This is a genomic window from Bradyrhizobium sp. LMG 9283 (assembly GCF_045571415.1).
Classification (GTDB): domain Bacteria; phylum Pseudomonadota; class Alphaproteobacteria; order Rhizobiales; family Xanthobacteraceae; genus Bradyrhizobium.
In genome coordinates this window covers 1,270,959-1,289,571 of the sequence record NZ_CP120691.1, presented here as the reverse complement: position 1 = coordinate 1,289,571, position 18,613 = coordinate 1,270,959, and the positions used below count along the sequence as shown (strand labels likewise).

At 64.8% G+C, this 18,613-nt stretch carries 18 protein-coding genes; 11 read left to right on the top strand and 7 right to left on the bottom strand.

All coding sequences use genetic code 11. From position 1 onward, the window contains the following. Positions 1-194: 194 nt before the first annotated feature. Both P6U29_RS06025 and P6U29_RS06020 read left to right on the top strand, forming a co-directional pair. The gene (locus P6U29_RS06025; protein WP_407116759.1) at positions 195-926 is read left to right on the top strand and encodes a haloacid dehalogenase type II; all 732 of its coding nucleotides are present in this window, start codon (positions 195-197) and stop codon (positions 924-926) included. Positions 927-967: 41 nt separating this feature from the next. After that, a complete protein-coding gene (locus tag P6U29_RS06020; protein ID WP_407116758.1) occupies positions 968-1,435 on the top strand; it encodes a YbaK/EbsC family protein in 468 nt (155 codons plus the stop codon). 125 nt (positions 1,436-1,560) lie between these two features. Here the strand turns inward: P6U29_RS06020 and P6U29_RS06015 are convergent, their stop codons facing one another. Both P6U29_RS06015 and P6U29_RS06010 read right to left on the bottom strand, forming a co-directional pair. After that, complete coding sequence (locus P6U29_RS06015; RefSeq protein WP_407116757.1) at positions 1,561-1,899, bottom strand: hypothetical protein; 339 nt, start codon at positions 1,897-1,899, stop codon at positions 1,561-1,563. 96 nt (positions 1,900-1,995) lie between these two features. After that, positions 1,996-2,982, bottom strand: coding sequence for a tripartite tricarboxylate transporter substrate binding protein (locus P6U29_RS06010; RefSeq protein WP_407116756.1), 987 nt, complete (start codon positions 2,980-2,982; stop codon positions 1,996-1,998). A gap of 148 nt (positions 2,983-3,130) precedes the next feature. Between P6U29_RS06010 and P6U29_RS06005 the strand changes: the two genes are divergently transcribed. After that, the gene (locus P6U29_RS06005) at positions 3,131-3,388 is read left to right on the top strand and encodes a hypothetical protein (protein WP_407116755.1); all 258 of its coding nucleotides are present in this window, start codon (positions 3,131-3,133) and stop codon (positions 3,386-3,388) included. Between the two features lie 112 nt (positions 3,389-3,500). Here P6U29_RS06005 and P6U29_RS06000 read toward each other — a convergent pair whose 3' ends face one another. Further along, positions 3,501-4,436 (bottom strand): LysR family transcriptional regulator, encoded by a 936-nt coding sequence (locus P6U29_RS06000; RefSeq protein ID WP_407116754.1) that lies wholly within the window; start codon positions 4,434-4,436, stop codon positions 3,501-3,503. Positions 4,437-4,554: 118 nt separating this feature from the next. Here P6U29_RS06000 and P6U29_RS05995 point away from each other — a divergent pair, with 118 nt between their 5' ends. The 3 genes from P6U29_RS05995 to wrbA all read left to right on the top strand — a co-directional run bounded on the left by P6U29_RS05995 (position 4,555) and on the right by wrbA (position 6,744). Further along, positions 4,555-5,307, top strand: a complete 753-nt coding sequence (locus P6U29_RS05995; protein ID WP_407116753.1) for an SDR family NAD(P)-dependent oxidoreductase — start codon at positions 4,555-4,557, stop codon at positions 5,305-5,307. 38 nt (positions 5,308-5,345) lie between these two features. After that, a complete protein-coding gene (locus tag P6U29_RS05990; RefSeq protein ID WP_407116752.1) occupies positions 5,346-6,044 on the top strand; it encodes a pirin family protein in 699 nt (232 codons plus the stop codon). A gap of 100 nt (positions 6,045-6,144) precedes the next feature. Next, entirely contained in the window at positions 6,145-6,744 is a 600-nt protein-coding gene (wrbA, locus tag P6U29_RS05985) for an NAD(P)H:quinone oxidoreductase (protein ID WP_407116751.1), read from the top strand. Positions 6,745-6,995: 251 nt separating this feature from the next. Here wrbA and P6U29_RS05980 read toward each other — a convergent pair whose 3' ends face one another. The 3 genes from P6U29_RS05980 to P6U29_RS05970 all read right to left on the bottom strand — a co-directional run bounded on the left by P6U29_RS05980 (position 6,996) and on the right by P6U29_RS05970 (position 10,661). Next, positions 6,996-8,141 (bottom strand): GNAT family N-acetyltransferase, encoded by a 1,146-nt coding sequence (locus tag P6U29_RS05980; RefSeq protein WP_407116750.1) that lies wholly within the window; start codon positions 8,139-8,141, stop codon positions 6,996-6,998. 69 nt (positions 8,142-8,210) lie between these two features. After that, on the bottom strand, positions 8,211-9,557 hold the full coding sequence (locus P6U29_RS05975) for an O-antigen ligase family protein (RefSeq protein WP_407116749.1): 1,347 nt from the start codon (positions 9,555-9,557) through the stop codon (positions 8,211-8,213). A 3-nt stretch (positions 9,558-9,560) separates the two neighbouring features. Next, positions 9,561-10,661, bottom strand: coding sequence for a glycosyltransferase family 1 protein (locus tag P6U29_RS05970; protein WP_407116748.1), 1,101 nt, complete (start codon positions 10,659-10,661; stop codon positions 9,561-9,563). 238 nt (positions 10,662-10,899) lie between these two features. On the opposite strand from P6U29_RS05970, the gene P6U29_RS05965 reads away from it, so the two are divergent. Beyond that, positions 10,900-11,886: a glycosyltransferase gene (locus tag P6U29_RS05965; RefSeq protein WP_407116747.1), complete on the top strand. Its 987-nt coding sequence runs from the start codon at positions 10,900-10,902 to the stop codon at positions 11,884-11,886. Between the two features lie 15 nt (positions 11,887-11,901). Here P6U29_RS05965 and P6U29_RS05960 read toward each other — a convergent pair whose 3' ends face one another. Further along, entirely contained in the window at positions 11,902-12,930 is a 1,029-nt protein-coding gene (locus P6U29_RS05960; RefSeq protein ID WP_407116746.1) for a glycosyltransferase family 2 protein, read from the bottom strand. A 324-nt stretch (positions 12,931-13,254) separates the two neighbouring features. Between P6U29_RS05960 and P6U29_RS05955 the strand changes: the two genes are divergently transcribed. The 4 genes from P6U29_RS05955 to galE all read left to right on the top strand — a co-directional run bounded on the left by P6U29_RS05955 (position 13,255) and on the right by galE (position 18,506). After that, the gene (locus P6U29_RS05955) at positions 13,255-14,055 is read left to right on the top strand and encodes a class I SAM-dependent methyltransferase (RefSeq protein WP_407116745.1); all 801 of its coding nucleotides are present in this window, start codon (positions 13,255-13,257) and stop codon (positions 14,053-14,055) included. 273 nt (positions 14,056-14,328) lie between these two features. Next, positions 14,329-16,698 carry an exopolysaccharide transport family protein gene (locus tag P6U29_RS05950; protein ID WP_407116744.1) on the top strand — a complete coding sequence of 790 codons (2,370 nt, stop codon included), beginning with the start codon at positions 14,329-14,331 and terminating at the stop codon, positions 16,696-16,698. Beyond that, positions 16,691-17,494, top strand: coding sequence for a WecB/TagA/CpsF family glycosyltransferase (locus P6U29_RS05945; RefSeq protein WP_407116743.1), 804 nt, complete (start codon positions 16,691-16,693; stop codon positions 17,492-17,494). Before P6U29_RS05950 ends, P6U29_RS05945 begins: the two co-directional genes overlap by 8 nt. A gap of 19 nt (positions 17,495-17,513) precedes the next feature. After that, positions 17,514-18,506 carry a UDP-glucose 4-epimerase GalE gene (galE, locus tag P6U29_RS05940; protein ID WP_407116742.1) on the top strand — a complete coding sequence of 331 codons (993 nt, stop codon included), beginning with the start codon at positions 17,514-17,516 and terminating at the stop codon, positions 18,504-18,506. The last annotated feature ends 107 nt before the right edge of the window (positions 18,507-18,613 follow it).

Here is an 18,613-nt window from a genome sequence, read left to right as displayed (position 1 = left end):
GGTTGATAGGTACTAGATCGGCCCGTGCTGTACTACGCTGCAGGCGATATTTGTGACCGCTTGGGCAGGTCCGGGTCACAAGCCGCCGATCACACTTGCAGTGGCAGACTTCCGCTTTGCTCTGGTAAGATGACGATGATGCTTACTCCCCAAGCGGAGTTCTTGCGAACCACAACGGCCCGGAAGGACAGCCAATGAGCATCAACACCGTCGTCTTCGACGCCTACGGAACGCTCTACGATATCCAGTCGGTCGCTGAGATCACCGAGGATGCATTTCCGGGCTATGGCGAGATCATCACGCAGATCTGGCGCATCAAGCAGCTCGAATACACCTGGTTGCGCTCGCTGATGCAGCGCTACCAGGATTTTGCCGCCGTCACCCGCGACTCGCTCGCCTATACGCTGCGCGTGCTCGGGCTGGCTTATGAGAGCGAGACGTTCGAGCGCGTGATCGAGAAGTATCTGCATCTCGATCTCTATCCGGATGCGACCGCAACGCTTGCGGCCTTGAGGCCGCGCAAGCTCGCCATCCTCTCCAACGGCAGCCCGGACATGCTCAACGCGCTCGTGCGCAATTCCGGCCTCGATGCCCTGCTCGATGCCACCATCAGCGTCGATGCGAAGAAGATCTTCAAGCCGAGCCCGCAAGCGTATGAGCTGATCGGCGAGGTGCTCGGCACCGCGCCGAACGAGGTTCTGTTCGTCTCCTCGAACCCCTGGGACGCCGCCGGGGCGAAATCGTTCGGACTGAAGGTTGCCTGGATCGAGCGGGTGACGCCCGAAGCGATGGCGCTGGCTTGCGTCGAGAACGAACTCGTGGCACCGCTCACCATGTTCAAGGCGATCCGTACCCAGATGGACGAGCTCGGCTTCGCGCCGGATCATCGTATCCGCGCCCTCTCCGAGCTGCCAAGAATCGCTTAGGAGTCGCCGCCCACCTGTGAGATTGGAATGAGCTGCCCGGAATGAGCCTGGAATCCGTTCGCGCCTTCTTCGCCGAGAAAGCCCCCGACATCTCCGTCATCGAATCTCCGATCAGCTCTGCGACCGTGGCGCTGGCGGCCGAAGCCTATGGTGTCGAGCCGGGACGGATCGCCAAGACGCTGTCGTTGCGGATCGGCGAGCGCGTGATCCTGATCGTCGCCGCCGGCACCTCACGCATGGACAACAAGAAAGTGAAGGCGCAGTTCGGCGGCAAGCCGAAGATGTTGGGACTGGAGGAAGTCGCCGGCATCACCGGGCACGAGGTTGGCGGCGTCTGCCCGTTCGGTCTGAAATCGCCGCTGCCGGTCTATTGCGACGTTTCGCTGAAGGCGTTCGACATCGTGGTGCCAGCCGCGGGCTCGACCCACAGCGCGGTGCGCATTACTCCTGAGCGGATGGCCGAGCTGACCGGGGCTGAATGGATTGACGTCTGTGAGCACCGAACCTGAGAAAAACCAAAGCGCTTCCCCAATGGGACAATTGCCAACACGAGAGAGCCCTCACCCGGCGCTTCGCGCCGACCTCTCCCGCGAGAACGAGCCGCAGCCGATCGATTCACCGAAAGCCGTTCCGCTTAGTCGTCCTCGTCGTAACGCGGCGGCGCGGGCGGCGCGGTGTTGTAGCGCGGCGGAGGCGTGACGCGATAGCGCGGGACTGGCTGCTGCGGTTGAGCCTGATTGTTCGACTGGAACACCGCGCGACACCCGCTCGAGAGCTGCGGCGTGTTCTGTTGCAAGCAGGCCACGATACGGTTCACGTCCGGAATCTGATCGCTGCACAGCCGCCACACATCGGGCGTGCAGGCCATCTGCTGCTCCATGGTACCGCGATATTCCTGGGCGGACGCAGCGCTCTGCGCCAAGACGCCGCCGACCGCAAGCGCCACACCTAGCGCGATCCGCTCTGTTCGCATGTCCAGATCCTTCTCACGTCTCTCGAATTGTCTTCAATCAATGAGACGCGAGCTTGTTCTGGACCAACAACAAAATGTGAAAAGCGCAGTTGGAACCTACTCTACCTTGCCGATCTTCCTCACCGCCGCGATCAGGCGTGCGCTGTCGGCGGCGATGAACTGCGCGAAGGCCGGCGCGTCCTGATAGGCGACGAGACTGCCCGAGGTCTCGAACGCCTTGAGCACATCAGGACTCGTCATCACCTGCGCCATCGCCTCGCGCAGGCGGGTCGCGATCGGCGCAGGAAGAGAACTCTGTGCAAAGAGCCCGGCCCAGATGTACATCTCGACGTCCTTGTAGCCGAGCTCCTGGAAGGTGGGCACGTCCGGGAAACTGGCGATGCGCTGCGCGCCGCAATTGCCGAGCACGCGCAGCTTGCCGTCGTCGACCTGCGGCTTCAGCGTGCCGGGTGCGGCGGCGATCGCCTGCACGGTGCCGCCGAGGATCGCGGTCAGCGCGGGACCAGCGCCGCGGAACGGCACGTGCAGCAGCTTGATGCCGGCGCTGCTCGCGAACATCTCCATCGCGACGTGGAGCGTGCCGTAGGGCCCGGACGAGCCATAGGTGATCTGGCCCGGTCGCTTCTTCGCGTCCTCGACGAAATCCTGCGCCGTCTTCCAGGGCGCCGAGGCCGGCACCGCGAGTAGCGTCGGATCGGCGAGCACGCGCGCGATCGGCATGAACTGAGAGACCTCGTAGGCGACGGGCCGGTCGAACAGCCGGTCGGCCTCGGGGAGCACCGCGAGCGAGGACAGCGTCATCAGCAGCGTGTAGCCGTCGGGCTCGGCGCGCGCCGCCGCGGCATTGCCGACCGATCCGCCGCCGCCGCCGGCGCGGTTGTCGACGATCACGGGCTTGCCGAGAACCCGCTCCAGCGCCATCGCGACCGGACGCGCCGCGAGATCGGCCTGTCCGCCGGCCGGGAACGGCACGATCATGGTGACGTTGCGCACCGGATAGGCTTGCGCCAGCGCCGTGTCCGGTACAGCAGCCCGCAACAATGGCGATGCCGCAGCGGCTCGCAAAAGATCGCGTCGATCCATGGTGGTGCCTCCCCCTGATTTTCTTTGTTTCGCCGGCCAGCCTAACGGGGCGACCGGCAAGAACAAGTCGTTTACCAAGCATTAGCCATGTCCGAGCCAGCCAGGAACGCATGCCCGCAGCCGCTGTTGCCCTCCCAGGGAGTGAGTGATGCGCAATCTTGGGACCATCGACGTCGCCTTGGACGAGATGCTGGTGAATCTCGCAGCGATCGTATTGCGGCTTTCAACGCCCGAATTGACGCGAACGCCGGAAGCGCAGCGTGCCCTCGCACAATCCGTCCATCAATATGCGGCCTGCGCGGCCCGCTCGACCGACCCGCGTGTCCACGAATTGAAGACGCAGCTGGAGGAGACGCTGAAGCCGAGCCTGCGCATTGTCGCAATCAACGGGGTGAAGGTGTCGTAACCACACGCCGTCATTGCGAGCGCAGCGAAGCAATCCAGAATCCCTCCGAGGAGACACTCTGGATTTGCTTCGCTGCGCTCGCAATGACGGGGCGTTGAGGCCGCTCGCTCTCCTATGACGCCCTAGCCTTCCCGCGCAGCCGCCGCTTGCACGTGCCCGGCAGTTTAGCTGCGAGAAAATCGCCGAGCGCTTCCACGCGCGCGGGGCGCGGGCCGCCGGGCGGGGTCACCAGGTGCACGGCGCCTTCGGCCTGCTTCCAGTCTTTCAGGATGACTTCGACCTGACCGGACGAGATCGCCTCGCCGACGATGAACTCGGGAAGCTCGGCGATGCCGAGGCCGGCGATCAGCGCCGGCATCACGGCTTCGCCGTTGTTGACGCGAAGCTGTCCGCCCGGGCGCACGCTGGCCTGCTCACCGGCCGAATTGGTGTAGTGCCAGACGTTGGGCGTGGAGAGATACGCGTAGCTGAAGCATTTGTGCTCGGCGAGATGCATTGGATGCGTCGGCCGGCCGTGACGCTTGAGATATGACGGCGCAGCCACCGTGTAGCGCGGCATGGTGAAGAGCCGGCGCGCGATCAGCGATGAGTCCGGCAGCCGCGCGATCCGCACCGCCATGTCAAAGCCTTCGCCGATCAGATCCACGGTCGCATCGCTCAGATGCAGATCGACCGAGACTTCCGGATAGGCCTCGAAGAACTCCGGCAGCAGCGGCGCCACGGCCTTGATACCGAACGTCATGGGGACGGCGAGCCGCACCAGGCCGCGCGGCGCCACCGACTGCGCCAGCGCTTCGTTCTCGGCGGCCTCGCCGTCGGCCAGAAGGCGCGTCGCCCGCTCGGCCAGCTTGTGGCCGGCATCGGTCAGCGCGAGCCGGCGCGAGGTGCGGTTGAACAGCCGGGCGCCGAGCCGCTCTTCCAGCCGCGTGACCGCCTTGGACACCGTGGCCTTGGACATGACGAGCTCGCTCGCGGCCCCCGCAAACGACCGTAATTCCACGACTTTTGCGAAGATCGCGAGCGCTTCGAAGTCTGGGAGCTTTGCCATGGGTGCCGGTCCAAGTAGGGCAATCAGGGAAACAATGAGTTTCAACAGTTTCTATTTCTATACCACAGACGGAGGCTTATCCAAGGCCCATCAGAAATTCAGGACATGGAGAAATCCAATGACCAAGAAGCTCTCCGGCAAGGTCGCCCTCGTCACCGGCGGCTCGCGCGGCATCGGCGCAGCGTCCGCCCGCGCGCTCGCCGATGCAGGCGCGGATGTCGCCATCAGCTATGTCGCCTCGCCCGACAAGGCGGAGGCCGTTGTTGCTGAATTGAAGGCGAAGGGCGTCAAGGCGCGTGCCTTCAAGGCCGACCAGGCTTCCGCGAAGGACGTGACACAGCTCGTCAACGATGTCGCCAGGGAATTCGGCCATCTCGACATCCTCGTCAACAATGCCGGCGTCGCCGCCGGCGGGGCGATCGACGATCCCAAGGCCGACGCAGACGCGCTTGCCCGCCAGGATGCCATCAACGTGCACGGTGTGATCGCGGCGATCCGCGCCGCCTCGCAATTGATGGGTGAAGGCGGCCGCATCGTCACCGTCGGCTCGATGCTCGCCGACCGCGCCTCGTTCCCGGGTCTTGCTGACTACGTCGCCACCAAGGCAGCCGTCGTCGGCTACACCAAGGGCGCGGCGCGCGACCTCGGCCCGCGCGGGATCACCGTGAACGTGCTGCAGCCCGGCTCGATCGACACCGACATGAATCCGAAGGACGGCGGCGAGTTCGCCGAGACCCAGCGCAAGCAGCACGCGCTGCAGCGCTTCGGCCGCCCCGAGGAAGTCGCCGCCGGAATCGTCTTCCTCGCAAGCCCGGAAGCCTCCTTCGTCACCGGCACGGTGCTCAATGTCGACGGCGGGTTCGGCGCCTGATCCGAACCGCCACCCTTCCAAGTCAAGGAATTGCACAGATGATCGAACTCAGACCTTTCGCAAAGCTCGGCGGCGCCGATCACGGCTGGCTCAAGGCCAAGCATCACTTCTCCTTCGCCAGCCACTATGATCCGAACAACATGGGTCACGGCGCCTTGCGGGTGTGGAACGACGACGAGATCGCGCCGAACACCGGCTTTCCCGCCCATCCCCACGCCAACATGGAGATCATCACCTATGTGCGTGAAGGCGCGATCACCCATCAGGACAGCCTCGGCAACGAGGGCCGCACTGAAGCGGGCGACGTGCAGGTGATGAGCGCCGGCAGCGGCATCCGCCACTCCGAGTACAATCTGGAGCCGACCAGGACGCGGATCTTCCAGATCTGGATCGAGCCGACCGAGCGCGGCGGCCAGCCGACCTGGGGCTCAAAGCCTTTCCCGAAGGCGGACCGCTCCGGCAAGCTCGTCACCATCGCGAGCGGCTTCGAGGATGATACGGACGCATTGCCGATCCGCGCCGACGCGCGGGTGCTCGCCACCACGCTGAAGGCGGGCGAGAGCGCGGAGTACGAGCCGCAGACGTCGCGGCATCTCTACCTCGTACCGGCGGCGGGGTCCGTCGATGTGAATGGCGTGCTCGTCAATGCGCGCGACGGCGCTGCCATCCGCGATGAGGCCAGCTTGAAGATCACGGCGCTCGAGGACTCCGAGCTCGTGCTGGTCGACGCCGCGTAACGACGGCCGGACTTACAACGACTCATGTCCGGGGTTTTACCCGGATGCCCATCTTCCCCGCAACGGCTTTGCTGCTCGACCAATCCCAACGGAGACCACCATGACCAAAGTTCTCGTCCTCTATTATTCCGCCTATGGCCACATCGAGGCGATGGCCAATGCCGTTGCCGAAGGCGCGCGCGAGGCGGGCGCGACCGTCGACATCAAGCGCGTGCCCGAGCTGGTGCCGGCCGAGGTCGCGAAGGCCTCGCATTACAAGCTCGACCAGGCCGCGCCGGTCGCCAGGATCGAGGACCTCGCCAATTACGACGCGATCATCGTCGGCACCGGCACCCGCTTCGGCCGCATGGCCTCGCAGATGGCGAACTTCCTCGACCAGGCCGGCGGCCTCTGGGCCAAGGGCGCGCTGCACGGCAAGGTCGGCGGCGCCTTCACCTCCAGCGCGACCCAGCACGGCGGGCAGGAGACGACGCTGTTCTCTATCATCACCAACCTTCTGCATTTCGGCATGGTCGTGGTCGGCCTGAATTATGGCTTCGCCGGCCAGATGAAGCTCGACGAGGTCACGGGCGGAGCGCCCTACGGCGCCACCACGATCACCGGCGGCGACGGCAGCCGCCAGCCCAGCGCCAACGAGCTCGCCGGCGCACGCTATCAGGGCCGCCAGATCGCGGAGACCGCCAGGAAGCTGCATGGCTGATGCGACGTGGGCGGCATTCTCATCCGGGAATGCCGCCCCATCTGTGGTTCGATATTTGACAAAGAACGATACGAATGGCGTTCGAACTCTTCTTGATCGCGCAGATGATCCGCAGGCCTGCACAGGCACTGGCGCGACGCTGGTATTGCCGCAGCCTGTTTCGCGCCTCGCGCGGGCGGTTTCACTGCGCCGGATGCACGGGATCGTGAGGCCTGTTCGAACGACAAGAACGCCCCACCCTGCGTCACTCTCTATCGTACTCCCTTGCCCATCGCCCGCGCCGCGAGGGAGGCGAGCTTCGGATAGCGGCGCAGGCTCTGCGCGGCATGATCGCGCCAAGCGTAGGGCAGACCGCGCCAGGACAGCGCGACACTGACGTCGGTCAGCGGCACCCGCTCGGCGCCGAAACGGCGCTTGTAGGCTTGATTGCCGATGCTGAGATCGAACCGGCGCACGCCTTGCGCATGCAGTGCCGCCATGGTGCGCTCGGTGACGAGAAGACCCGGCGAGCAGCTCGACCATGAATCGCCGGCGTGGCTGATACGCAGCAGGAAATAGGTCGCGCCATGCTTGACGCCGAGCGCGGTGGCGACGACGCCCGCGTCGCACACCAGCGCCGAGACCATGGCATAACCTTCCGCGACGCCCTGACGGACGACCTCGCGATAGAATCGCGCATGAGTCTCGTCGTTGAGAACGAACGGCGAGCCGAGCTTTCGCATGCGTGTCTGCTGCTGGACATCCATCACATCCAGCAGCTCATACGCGCGCGCGACATCCGCGGCGATCTCGAATCGAGCGCCTTCGTGCCGGCTGAAGACCCGCCAGCATCGCGGCATCTGCAGGCGCTTGATCGAGGCCTGGTAGTCGGCATAGTCATCGCCCATCAACACAAGATTGCCGTTCAGCGAGCAGGACCCGATCCGGCCGAGCGACACCAGCGGATTCGGCTTCCCGCCGACCTGGGCCGGCATCTTCTTCAGGCGGAGCAGATCGAAACGATCAGGCAGCGCGCGCAACGCACCGATCAGCGCCTTGGTGATCGCATTAGCCGCCCCCGCGTCCAACGCGGCATCAAGCGCCAGGATCGGCGCGTTGTTGTCGGAGACGCCGAGGTCCGCGAATTCGACAATCCGGATGCCGCGCCTGACATGGCTGATCATCGGCACAACCGCGATATCCCTGCCCGTGGCGAGATCGGAGATCACGGCAATCAGCGGAGCGACATCACGAAACGCATCGTACCAGGCGCCGAGCCAATCAACATGCTGGAACGCGGTGCGGTGCCCGGCGTTCAGGCGCGAGGCGGCCTGCCGCCAGTCACGGAGGAAATCGACTGCGATTCCCGACGTGCTGGACACCTGGCCGTCATATTGCTCGACGCTGAGAAACGTCATCCGTAGGGCATACGATTACTGAATGTTTCCAGATAGATTATGTTTCGTTGCAGACCACAAGCAGTGTCGTTACTCATCGATCTGCTCGACGCATTGGAACCTCGCCAGGAAGTGCAGGCCGGCCACGGCAAGAGCGAACATGAACCAGATTGGATTCTGCCGTTCGAGCAGGAAGGTCTCGGTGGCGCCGTAGTACAGGCCGAACAACCACACAGTCAGAAACAGCTTGGCCAGTGCACCACTGCGGCTGTGAGCCTGCGCCGTCTGGAAATTGCCGAGTGGTGCGAGCACGAAGACGAGGATCACGAGCATCAATCCCGGCAGGCCGATTGTGACCGCGAGGTCGAGATAACTGTTGTGGCTGTGCGCCGCGGACGTCGCCCATTCGGCGCCCTGGGCGGTCTGCCGCGCACTCACGTCGTCCCAAAACGCTGCATAGCCATGACCGATGATCGGCTTCTCGGCAACGGCAGTAAGCGCGAATTCCCAGATCGCAGAGCGGCCGGTGAAAGTGGGGTCGAGCGGAAGCAGCCGCGTCATCGCCCCGAGCGCCGGGCTGAGGACACTCCCGACGGTCAACAGGTTCATCGCAACCAGCGGCACGAAGCAGATGATTCGCTTCAGCCACAGGCCTGGCGTGACATAGACCAGCGAGGCGAGAGCGTAAATCGCAAGGCACAGCACCGAGGATGTCTTGCCGCCGGTGAAGATCAGGAAGGTGCCGGCCAGTACAGCGATCGCGGGCCCCATCACGAACGAGCCCACGGCCGACAGGTAGATGCCGATATAGACCAGGATGGTCATCACGGCCGAGGCGATGTTCTTGTGGCCAAAGCTGCCGCGCCAGTCGCCGGCAAGCTGCGGCTCGGTGACGTCGAGGGCCGTGTGGATCGAATATTGCGGTGCGAGCAAGACGCCGAGATAGCAGAGCGCGAGCAGCACGAGCGCGGCGGCACCCAGGCAAAGGTTGAAGCTGCGCTGCGTCGGCGGCAGCAACGGCAACAAGACGGCGAGTGACGTCACGCTGGCCGCGAGCACGAATCGCTGGATCGAAACGCCACGACTCTCGGAGAAGACGATGTTGATCGCCAGCCAGCCCAGGAGGCTGAGATGAAGCGGCGTCAACAGGCTCTTCAGCGCAGGTGCATCCGAGGCGGCGACACATAGCACCGCAACCGCAGCCAGAAGGCCCCAGGAGATATAGGTCAGCGCCATTCGTCCGCCGACGATAGTGGTAACGTCGGGATTGCGCAGGTCCGGGAACGGATCGAGCGTCACTAGGACCAGCAGCAGCGATCCGACCGCGACGAGGCAGCGCGCCGCCTGCACGGCATTGAGCCCCGCAAGGCGGTCGCGCAGGACATGGCCCAACGATTGGGCCTCGACGTCGGTCATGTCAGCGGCGCTGCGGTCCATGGCTCACGACATTTGGTGACGCCGGTGAAGCTTCAGGTCCTGGCTCACCCCTCTTAAGCCGCTGTCAACGGCCCTGCCGGAGGTCTCCGACGCCGCTGGCTGCACGATGCTCCGCGCGATCTCGTAGTATTGCAGCGCCCGTTGCTCCAGCGTGAGATTGTCCAGGATGTAACCGCGCGGATCGAAGCCGCCGGCGGCGCACCCGGCCCAGAAACTTTCCCAACCCGCTTCGAACCCCGCGATGTCGGTGAACTTGGCACCGCAGCGTTCGTCCCAATACGGCACCGACGATACTGGCGCGAACCTCACCCGGTGGGGATAATAATCGGGATCGCGCCAAGGCCCGCCCGGATCCCAGGCAAACACCGGCACGCCGCTGGACAAGGCCTGCTGATAGGCGATGCCCTGGCTCTCGCTCTGGCACAGAAAGATCATCGCCCGCGAACGCACCAGTGCAGCCTGATAGTCTTCTTCCTTGTAGCTGCCGTAACGCAACTCGGTGAAGGAGCGGCCCTCGCTGCGCAGCCGGGCGCGAACGGGCTCGATCATCTCCGGCGCATAGCGCTCGCGGTCCCAGTGAACCTTATCGTAGATCAAGACATCGACGGTCTTTTGTGATGGCGCGGACGGTGCCCAGAGATCCGTATCGATGCCGACCGGCCAAGCCTCCGTATCGGGCCAATATGGCCGGTACATATCGACGTACCAGGGACCGGGCACCACGACCTTCTTCACCGGCAAGCGCTTGAACAGATCGGGGTCGTCGAGCGGATGATTGTGGGCGGCAACGCCGAGCAGGATTGGATTCTTCCACGCGAACTTGTCGAGCAGGAAGGTGCGGCCGATGATGCAGGCGAGCTCGTCGGGATGCTCGGCGATATGACCGTAGTCGTTGACACGGTAGCGGATGCCGAGCCGGTCGAGCCCCGCACAGAGATTGAGGAACACGCGAAGCTGGCCGCTCATGCGCGGCTCGCCGAGCAGCAACCGGCGCGCCATGCGCCGCAGATGCCGGTCGCCGGGAAACCAGCGGTCGTCCTTGTCCTCATAGAAGAGGTTCAGGATCATCGCATCGGGGTCGTGTTCGAACGTCTTTGCGGGCACTGGATCCATCCGCGGCAGCCAAGCGCATTCTCGCATGGGACCGGCTGTCGCTCCTTTCCAAATTTGCCACAGGCTTAATGCCAGTGGCTTAACGCTATTCTACGAAACCAGACGGCGCACAGGCCTTCCCGGCAACGGTTCGACCGCAATGCGGGTATCATCCGCGGACGGCCGGGCTTGCGATCGCCAGCGCGGCAGACAGGTCCTGGTTAACAGATCATTAAAGGCGAGCCGTAGCTTGATCACCGCCGAAGACGTTCTCGAACTGCCGGCCGCCTCCCGCGCGGCAGCGCCAGCGCGCCTCCCGCTTCAGGTCGGCGCGGCCAATTCGGTGTCCGTCGTCATTCCCGCCAAGAACGCTGCAGCCTATGTCGGCGAAACCCTCGCCAGCGCTCTGGCGCAACGCGAGGTGACCGAGGTGATCGTCGTGGACGACGGCTCGACCGACGAAACCGTTGCGATCGTCCGCGACGTGCGTGACCCGCGGTTGCGCTTCATCCACAACGATTCCGCAGGCGTATCGGCGGCGCGCAATCTCGGCGCCCGGCATGCGAACGGTGAGTGGCTGCTCTTCCTCGATGCTGACGACCGCCTGCGCCCCGGCGCCGCGGCGGCGCTGCTGGCGGCAGCGCGCGGTGCTCCGCGCGCGGTTCTCGTCTACGGCGACTACAACACGATCGACAGCGAGGGACGGCAGATCGGCCGGCGCGACCTGCTGAAGGGACGCCGCAAGCCATCAGGCGACGTGCTGGTGCGGCTCACGGCCGGGAACTTCATCGTCAACGGTGGGGTCGTGCTCACCCGTGCGGAGGCTTTCCGCGCCATCGGCGGTTTCGACGTCTCTCTCAGATATTGCGAGGACTGGCATTGCTGGTGCCGGCTTGCCGCGATCGGCGAGTTCCAATTCGCGCCAAGACTTCTGCTTGACTATCGCCTGCACACGACCAACACGATGAACGCGGCGCTGCGAACCCCGCAGGATTTCTTGCCGGCGGTCGCACGTATCTTCGATGACGGGCTGATCCTGGCGAGACTTCCCGAGGGCGCCGCGCGTGGGCTGCGCCAGGCAGCCGAGATCCATCTCGTCACCTATTCGGCGATGCAAGCGGTTCGCTTCGGCAGATATCGCGAAGCCTTCGCCTATCTCGCGATGATCGGCCGGCGCTCGCTCAAATCGCTGCCACGCTCCGCAATGAGGGTCGCCCTCGCCCGTTTCGGCATCTAGTCCGTCGCTGCCGCATCAAGACGCGATCTTCGAGGCCTCATAGGGCTTCGGCTCGAGACCGAGGGCCGCCAAGGCGGCGCCAAACGCGACCATCACGGGATGCATCGCGACGACGGCTTTCGACGACGTCAACAAGGCTGCGGCACGAACCAACGACAGCGGCAGCCGTCCAAGCATCTGCGCAAACACCCGCGCCCGCGCCGCTGCGCTTCGCGCGGCCTTGTACTGCACACGATAATTGATCGCACCGATGCGCAGGCCGCGCTTTGCGATCCAGCCGAGGCTGGTGCGGTTGTGCGGCACGGTCTCGCTGATGACAGCTTCCGCCGTCCAATGGAACAGCATGCCGGCGTCACGGCACCGCACGAAGAAATCACAATCGCCGCCGCCGAGAAAATTGAAGCGCAGGTCGAACGCGGGACGGTCGAACCGTTCGAAAGCGGCGCGCGTGATCAGACAATTGCCGCAGCCGTAAATCAGCGGCACCGCTCCGCTGTAGTCGTAGGCCGGACAGAAAGCGGGATGACGCGAAAGCCAGGGCTTGCTGTCGTCGTCGAAGACGGGCAGCACCGGCCCGCCGACCACGTCGGCGCCAGTCGCCTCCGCAGTGCGGACCATTAGCTCGAGCCAGTCGCTTGATGCGATCTCGTCGTCGTCGATCATCAGAAAGCGGGTCGCGGCGGGAAACAGCTCCTGCGCCGTCTCAAATGCAGCATTGATCGCCTGGCAGTTCCCCTGCCGTTTCTCGATGAGGCAAACGCCTTGGAGCCTGCCAGCGGCCAGAAACTCTGCAGCAACCGGCGCGCTTTCGCGCCGTGCGGCATCGTTCTCGACCATGACGACGGCAAAGGACCGCGGGGTGCGTTGGTTCGCCAGCGATTCCAGCGTCAGCCGCAGGTGCTGCGGACGGCGGAAGCAGGGAACGCAGACGACGATGCCGACCGACAGGTCGATGACCGCAGAGCTGGCCGCGATCTCCCGGTTGGGATCGCACACGGCATCCGAGATGCGCGTGGCGGACAGGTCTGTCGGGATCAATGTCATGAGATTCTAGATGTCCGAGATATATTGAAAAAGCCCTGCTTCGATCACGCGCCCCACCACGATACATCGCCGCGGGACAGATGCGTCCCAAAATAGACGGCTGCTGAGCGGCACATCGCCGCCAAATCTACCGGGCGTGAATACTGCAATTGGCGGTCCATGCGCCGACGAGGCCCCAACATGAGCAATGCTGTAGTTAATGCGCATGCGCATTAACCCGACCGTAAGCACTGCGACCGGTGAGACCGTGCGGCATTAGATTTGCTCTTCGGGCAAGCGCGTTTTTTCCTGTAAATTTGAATAGAACAAGCGCGGTCAAAAAATATGAACAAGCCAGCCACGATCGATTTCGCGACAGCCACGACGATCCAAATCCCTGAAGCCGCGACATATACCCAGGCGCTTCATGATCTTGTCCCCGGCGAGGCCCGCGACAGCCTGCTCGCCGTTCAAGAGGTGCTGTGCCGCGAGCTGCCGCAGGGCCGGCTCGCCATCTATGAAGCCGGTGGCGGCTCGTGCAGCGTCCTGCCGCCGGAATTGCTGAGCCGCAGCAAAGTCACGGTCGTCGACATCGACGAGGACCAGGTCCGCAACAACACCTACGCCGACGAGGCGATCCTCGGCGATGTCCAGACCTACCGCTTCGGCCGCGAGACCTTCGATCTCGTGATCTGCTACAACGTGATAGAGCATCTGCCGAATGTCGACGCCGCGCTCCTGAATTTCCGTGACGCGCTCAAGCGCGGCGGGATGATCCTGATCGGCGCGCCCAATCCGCGCTCGCTCTCCGGGGTCGTGACCAAATATTCGCCGCACTGGTTTCACGTCTGGTTCTACCGGCACATCCGCGGCATCAAGGACGCCGGCCTGCCTGGCGAGCCGCCGTTTCCGACCTTCTTCCATCCGCTGGTGACGCTGCCCCGGCTCGAAGCATTCGCGGCCGCCAACGGCCTCGAGACGATCTATCGTCGTGAAGTCGAAAGTCCGCGCTATCCCGAGATGCGACGGCGCAGGCCGCTGCTTGCAGCCCTGGTCGACGCCGGCGCCGCGGTGCTGAATGCCGTGCTCCCGCGCGGCACCGACGTCCGCCGCGGCGACTATCACGTCATCCTGCGGAAGAGCTGACAGCCATGCAGCTGGTCGCAGAACGGACGACGCTTCGCTGGCCCGCTGCGCGCGGTAACGAACCATTAATCTCTAGGGGATCCAGGCGTCACGGCGACGCAGCGACGAGCGGCATGCGCTTAAACGCTTTGTTTGCCATTTCGGTGAATAGTCCCTCAATGAGTATGGTTAATTTTGCCTGTTGCGTTGATTGGGCACCTATATCCCGGGTGCGTGGCGTGAAGCGAAGAGTAACCCCTCAGCCCGCGGCAGTTGGAATGAAAGCTGGGGATCATGCTTGACTATAACCAGCCGGTCGATCGGGCCGGACCGGAGGCGCAACGGAAGCCTCAGGCCGGCTTCAACGTGCTGGAGCTTGCCAATTTGCTCTGGCGGCGAAAGGTAGCGATCACCGCGGCCGCCCTCCTCGGCGCAACGCTTGCCGTCACCTTCGGCAAGAGCGTGACGCCCCGCTACACCGCCACCGCCCAGCTTTATGTCGACCCGCGCGAGCTTCAGCTCGTGGACCGCGAACTCACGCCGCGCGCGCAGGACGTCTCCGGCATGTCCATGGTGGTGGAGAGCCAAGCGCGCCTGATCACGTCCAACAGCGTATTGCTGCAGGTGATCCAGCAGGCTGGCCTCGACAAGGATCCGGAATTCGGCGGCGGCGATGGCACGAGCCTGATGTCGTCGCTGCTCGGCCTGATCGGCCTGCACCCCCGCGCGCCTTCGGCCGCGGAGACGAAGGAAGTGCAGCTCGCGGCACTCGAGGCGCTGAACAGGCACATCACGATCCGCAAGACCGAGAAGAGCTTCATCGTCGACGTCGAGGTCTGGTCGACAGCCCCCGCGAAAGCGGCGATGCTGGCCAACACGCTGACCAATGCTTACCTCGCCGAATCCCGCAACTCGCAGGCTTCGGCGGCACGGCGCGCCACCAACGATCTCTCCAGCCGCCTGAAGGAACTGCGCGAGCGGCTGCGCAACGCCGAGACCGCGCTCGCCACCTACAAGGCCCAGAATAATTTCGTCGGTACCCAGGATGCGCTGATCAGCGACCAGCAGCTTTCCGCCAGCAATCAGCGGCTTTCAGCGGCCCGTGCGGCGACGATGGATGCGCAGGCGCGGCTCGACCAGATCGAGGCGAGCCGCCGTACCGCTGCCGATGCCGGCGCTATTCCAGAGGCGCTGCAATCGCCAACCATCGCGAATCTGCGCGCGCAATATGCCGATGCGCGCAAGAAATATGCGGAGCAGGCCGGCGAGCTCGGGCCGCGCCATCCGGCGCTGCGCCAGACCGAAAAGCAGGTCGAGGACCTCAAGCGCACCATCAACGAGGAGATCGACCGCTTCGCTCAGTCCGCCAAGAACGATCTGACGCGCGCCCGCGATTTTGAAGCCTCGCTCAACCGGGCGCTGGAAGCGCAGAAGCGGCAGAGCGTCCAGCTCAGCCAGGCCGCCGTGCGCCTGCGCGAGCTCGAACGCGAGGCCGATGCCAGCCGCGACGTCTATCAATCCTTTCTCAAGCGCTCCCGCGAGACCGAGGAGCAGGAGAGCCTGAACACTTCGGCGGCCCGCGTCATCGGTGAAGCGACAGTGCCGCAGCGGCGCTCGTTCCCGCCGGCAATGAGCCTGTTCGCCATGATCGGCTTCGTGTTCGGCGCCATCGCTGCATCGGGCTGGTTCGTCGCGGCTGAGTTGCTGTTCGCCGGCGCGACCGCACCGGCGCCCACGCCTGCCCGCCCACAGCGCACACCGGCGCCGGATGCAACGCGAGCTCCGCAGCGCGCGCGCCCTTCAGAGGCTTCGCCGCCTCAGCCGGCCTCGCGAGCTCCGGATGTTGAACGGATTCCGCTGGAGCTTGCCGCTCCCCCGCTCCAGCCTGCGATGGTCGAAAAGCCCCTGATCGAAAAGCCGCTGATCGCACGCTTCCAGGAGGCCGACGTCATCCACACGCTCGGCGCCATCCTCGCCACCGGCGGCGGCATCGACCTCACACGGCTGGGTTGGCCGACGCTCCGCCCTGGTTTTCCCCTGACGACGCTGCTCAACGCCTGGCGCGACATGCGCGCCGCAGTGGCGCGGCGCGCCGGCGGCAGGGCGATGCCGGTCATCGCGCTCGTGGGGGCCGGCAAGACCACCGGCCGCAGCGTGACCGCGCTGAATTTCGCGCTGGCGGCCGCGCGCGACGGCGCCCGCGTGCTGATGATCGATGCCGACCATCAGGTCCGCGCGCTCTCGAACAAGGTCATCCGTCCCGGCAAGAGCGAGCCGAGCCGGCTCGGCTGGCTCTCGATCGGCAGCAAGGACGCACGCGAGATCAAGACGATCAACGGCATCTCGGTGCTGCCGGCCGCGGAAGGCGACGCCGGCAAGGCGGCCGACGCCATCCGCAAGGCGATCGCGCAGGCCCGTTCCTCCGGCGGCTATGATCTCGTGATCCTCGACGGCCCGGCGATGCCGCTCTCGGCCGGCGGCCGCAAGCTGCTCGACGACATCGATTCGCTGGTGGCCGTGCTGCCGACCAGCCTCGACGTCAACGACAGCCTGGAAGAGATCTTGACCGCGCTCGGCCCCGCCGAGCGCAAGCTCGTCGGCGTCGTGCTCGACGAGCTCACCCCTGCAATCCAAACGCGCCAGCGAGGCAAACAATATGCTTGAGCGTCGCGTCAACCTCGACGGACGGGCAGCAACTGCCGACGTGCCGCGGATCACCGTCGGCGGGCTTCGTATGGCCGCGCTCGACCTGGAAGCCACCGCCGATTTCATGATCGAGGCGACCGATCCTGACAATCGCATCGGCCGCCCGCTGTTCCTGACCTCAGCCAATGGCGAGGTGCTGGCGCGCTGCTCGACCGAGCCGCAGACCGAGCACCTGTTCCGCGCCGCCGACCTGATCAACGCCGACGGCCAGCCGCTGGTCGCTGCTTCGAAGCTGCAATCCTGGTTCCCGCTGCCGGAGCGCGTTGCGACCACGGACCTGTTCCACGTCGTCGCGCGCAAGGCCGAAGCCGCGGGCCGCACGTTCTACATGTTCGGCGCAAGCGAGGCCGAGAACGCCGCTGCGGTCGAGAACGTCCAGAAGATGTATCCACGCCTCAAGATCGTCGGACGCAGCCACGGCTATCTGCGCGGCGAGGCGCTGCGTGCCAAGATCGAGGAGATCAATGCCCTGGCGCCGGACTATCTGTGGGTCGCGCTCGGCGTGCCCAACGAGCAGGCATTCGTGAAGGAATTTACGCCGCATCTGAGCAATGTTGGCGTTATCAAGACATCCGGCGGCTTGTTCAACTTTTTGTCGGGGAGCCGTTCCCGCGCGCCGCAATGGATGCAGAAGATCGGGCTCGAATGGGCCTGGCGTACTTTGCTCGAGCCACGCCGTCTGTTCTGGCGCTATTTGACCACCAACCCCCGCGCGCTCTATCTTCTCTTCAGCCGCAACCGCCCCCTCCGCTAAGAGAAGAGCAGAAGACGACATGACCGACCGACCGACCGTCCTCGTCACCGGGGGCGCGGGCTATATTGGCTCGCATGCCTGCCGCGCACTGACCGCCGCCGGCTATCAGCCCGTCGTTTACGACAATCTCTCGACAGGTCATCGCAGCTTCGTCGCCGGCCCCCTGGTGACAGGCGATCTGCTCGACGGCATGGCGCTGGCGCGCGCCTTCGCCGACCACAAGATCACGGCGGTCATGCACTTCGCGGCGGCGAGCCTCGTCGGGGAGTCCATGACCGACCCGCAGAAATACTACATCAACAACGTGCAAGGCACGCTGTCGCTGTTCCAGGCGATGCGCAACGCGGGCTGCCATCGCATCGTGTTCTCCTCGACCGGCGCCGTCTATGGCAACGCCGATTCCAAGGCGCTGCCGGAAGACTTTCCTTGCGCACCGATCAATCCCTACGGCGCATCGAAGTTGATGATCGAGCGCATGCTCGCCGATTACCGCACGGCCTATGGCTTCGGTGCGTTCTGCCTGCGCTATTTCAACGCCAGCGGCGCCGACCCAGCCGGGGGCATCGGCGAGCTGCGCGACAACGAAACCCACCTCATTCCGCGCGCGATGATGGCGCTTCAGGGCCATGTCGACTTCGCGGTGTTCGGCGACGACTACGACACGCCCGACGGCACCGCGATCCGCGACTATATCCACGTCACCGACCTCGCGGCCGCGCATGTCGCGGCCTTGAGGCTTCTGGAACAAGGGCATGCCGGCGGCAGCTTCAACCTCGGCACGGGCTCCGGCTTTTCCGTGCGCGAGATCCTCGACGCCATCAGGCAGGAGACCGGACGCGAGGTGCCGCATACCGTCAAGCCGCGCCGCGCCGGCGATCCCACCTATCTGGTCGCGGATCCCTCTGCTGCGAGGAAGGTGCTGAACTTCGTGCCGCGTCACTCCGACCTGCCGACGGTCATCCGCACGGCCTGGGCCTGGCACCAGAAGGCGCATCCGTTCAGGTCGCGTTAGGCAACCGTAGCTCCCATAGCTTGCTTGCCGTGCCCTTGAGCGGCTAGAATGGGTATACGCGACTGCGCAGGCGCATCGCCGACAGCCGCGTATTTCCGCATTGCCGA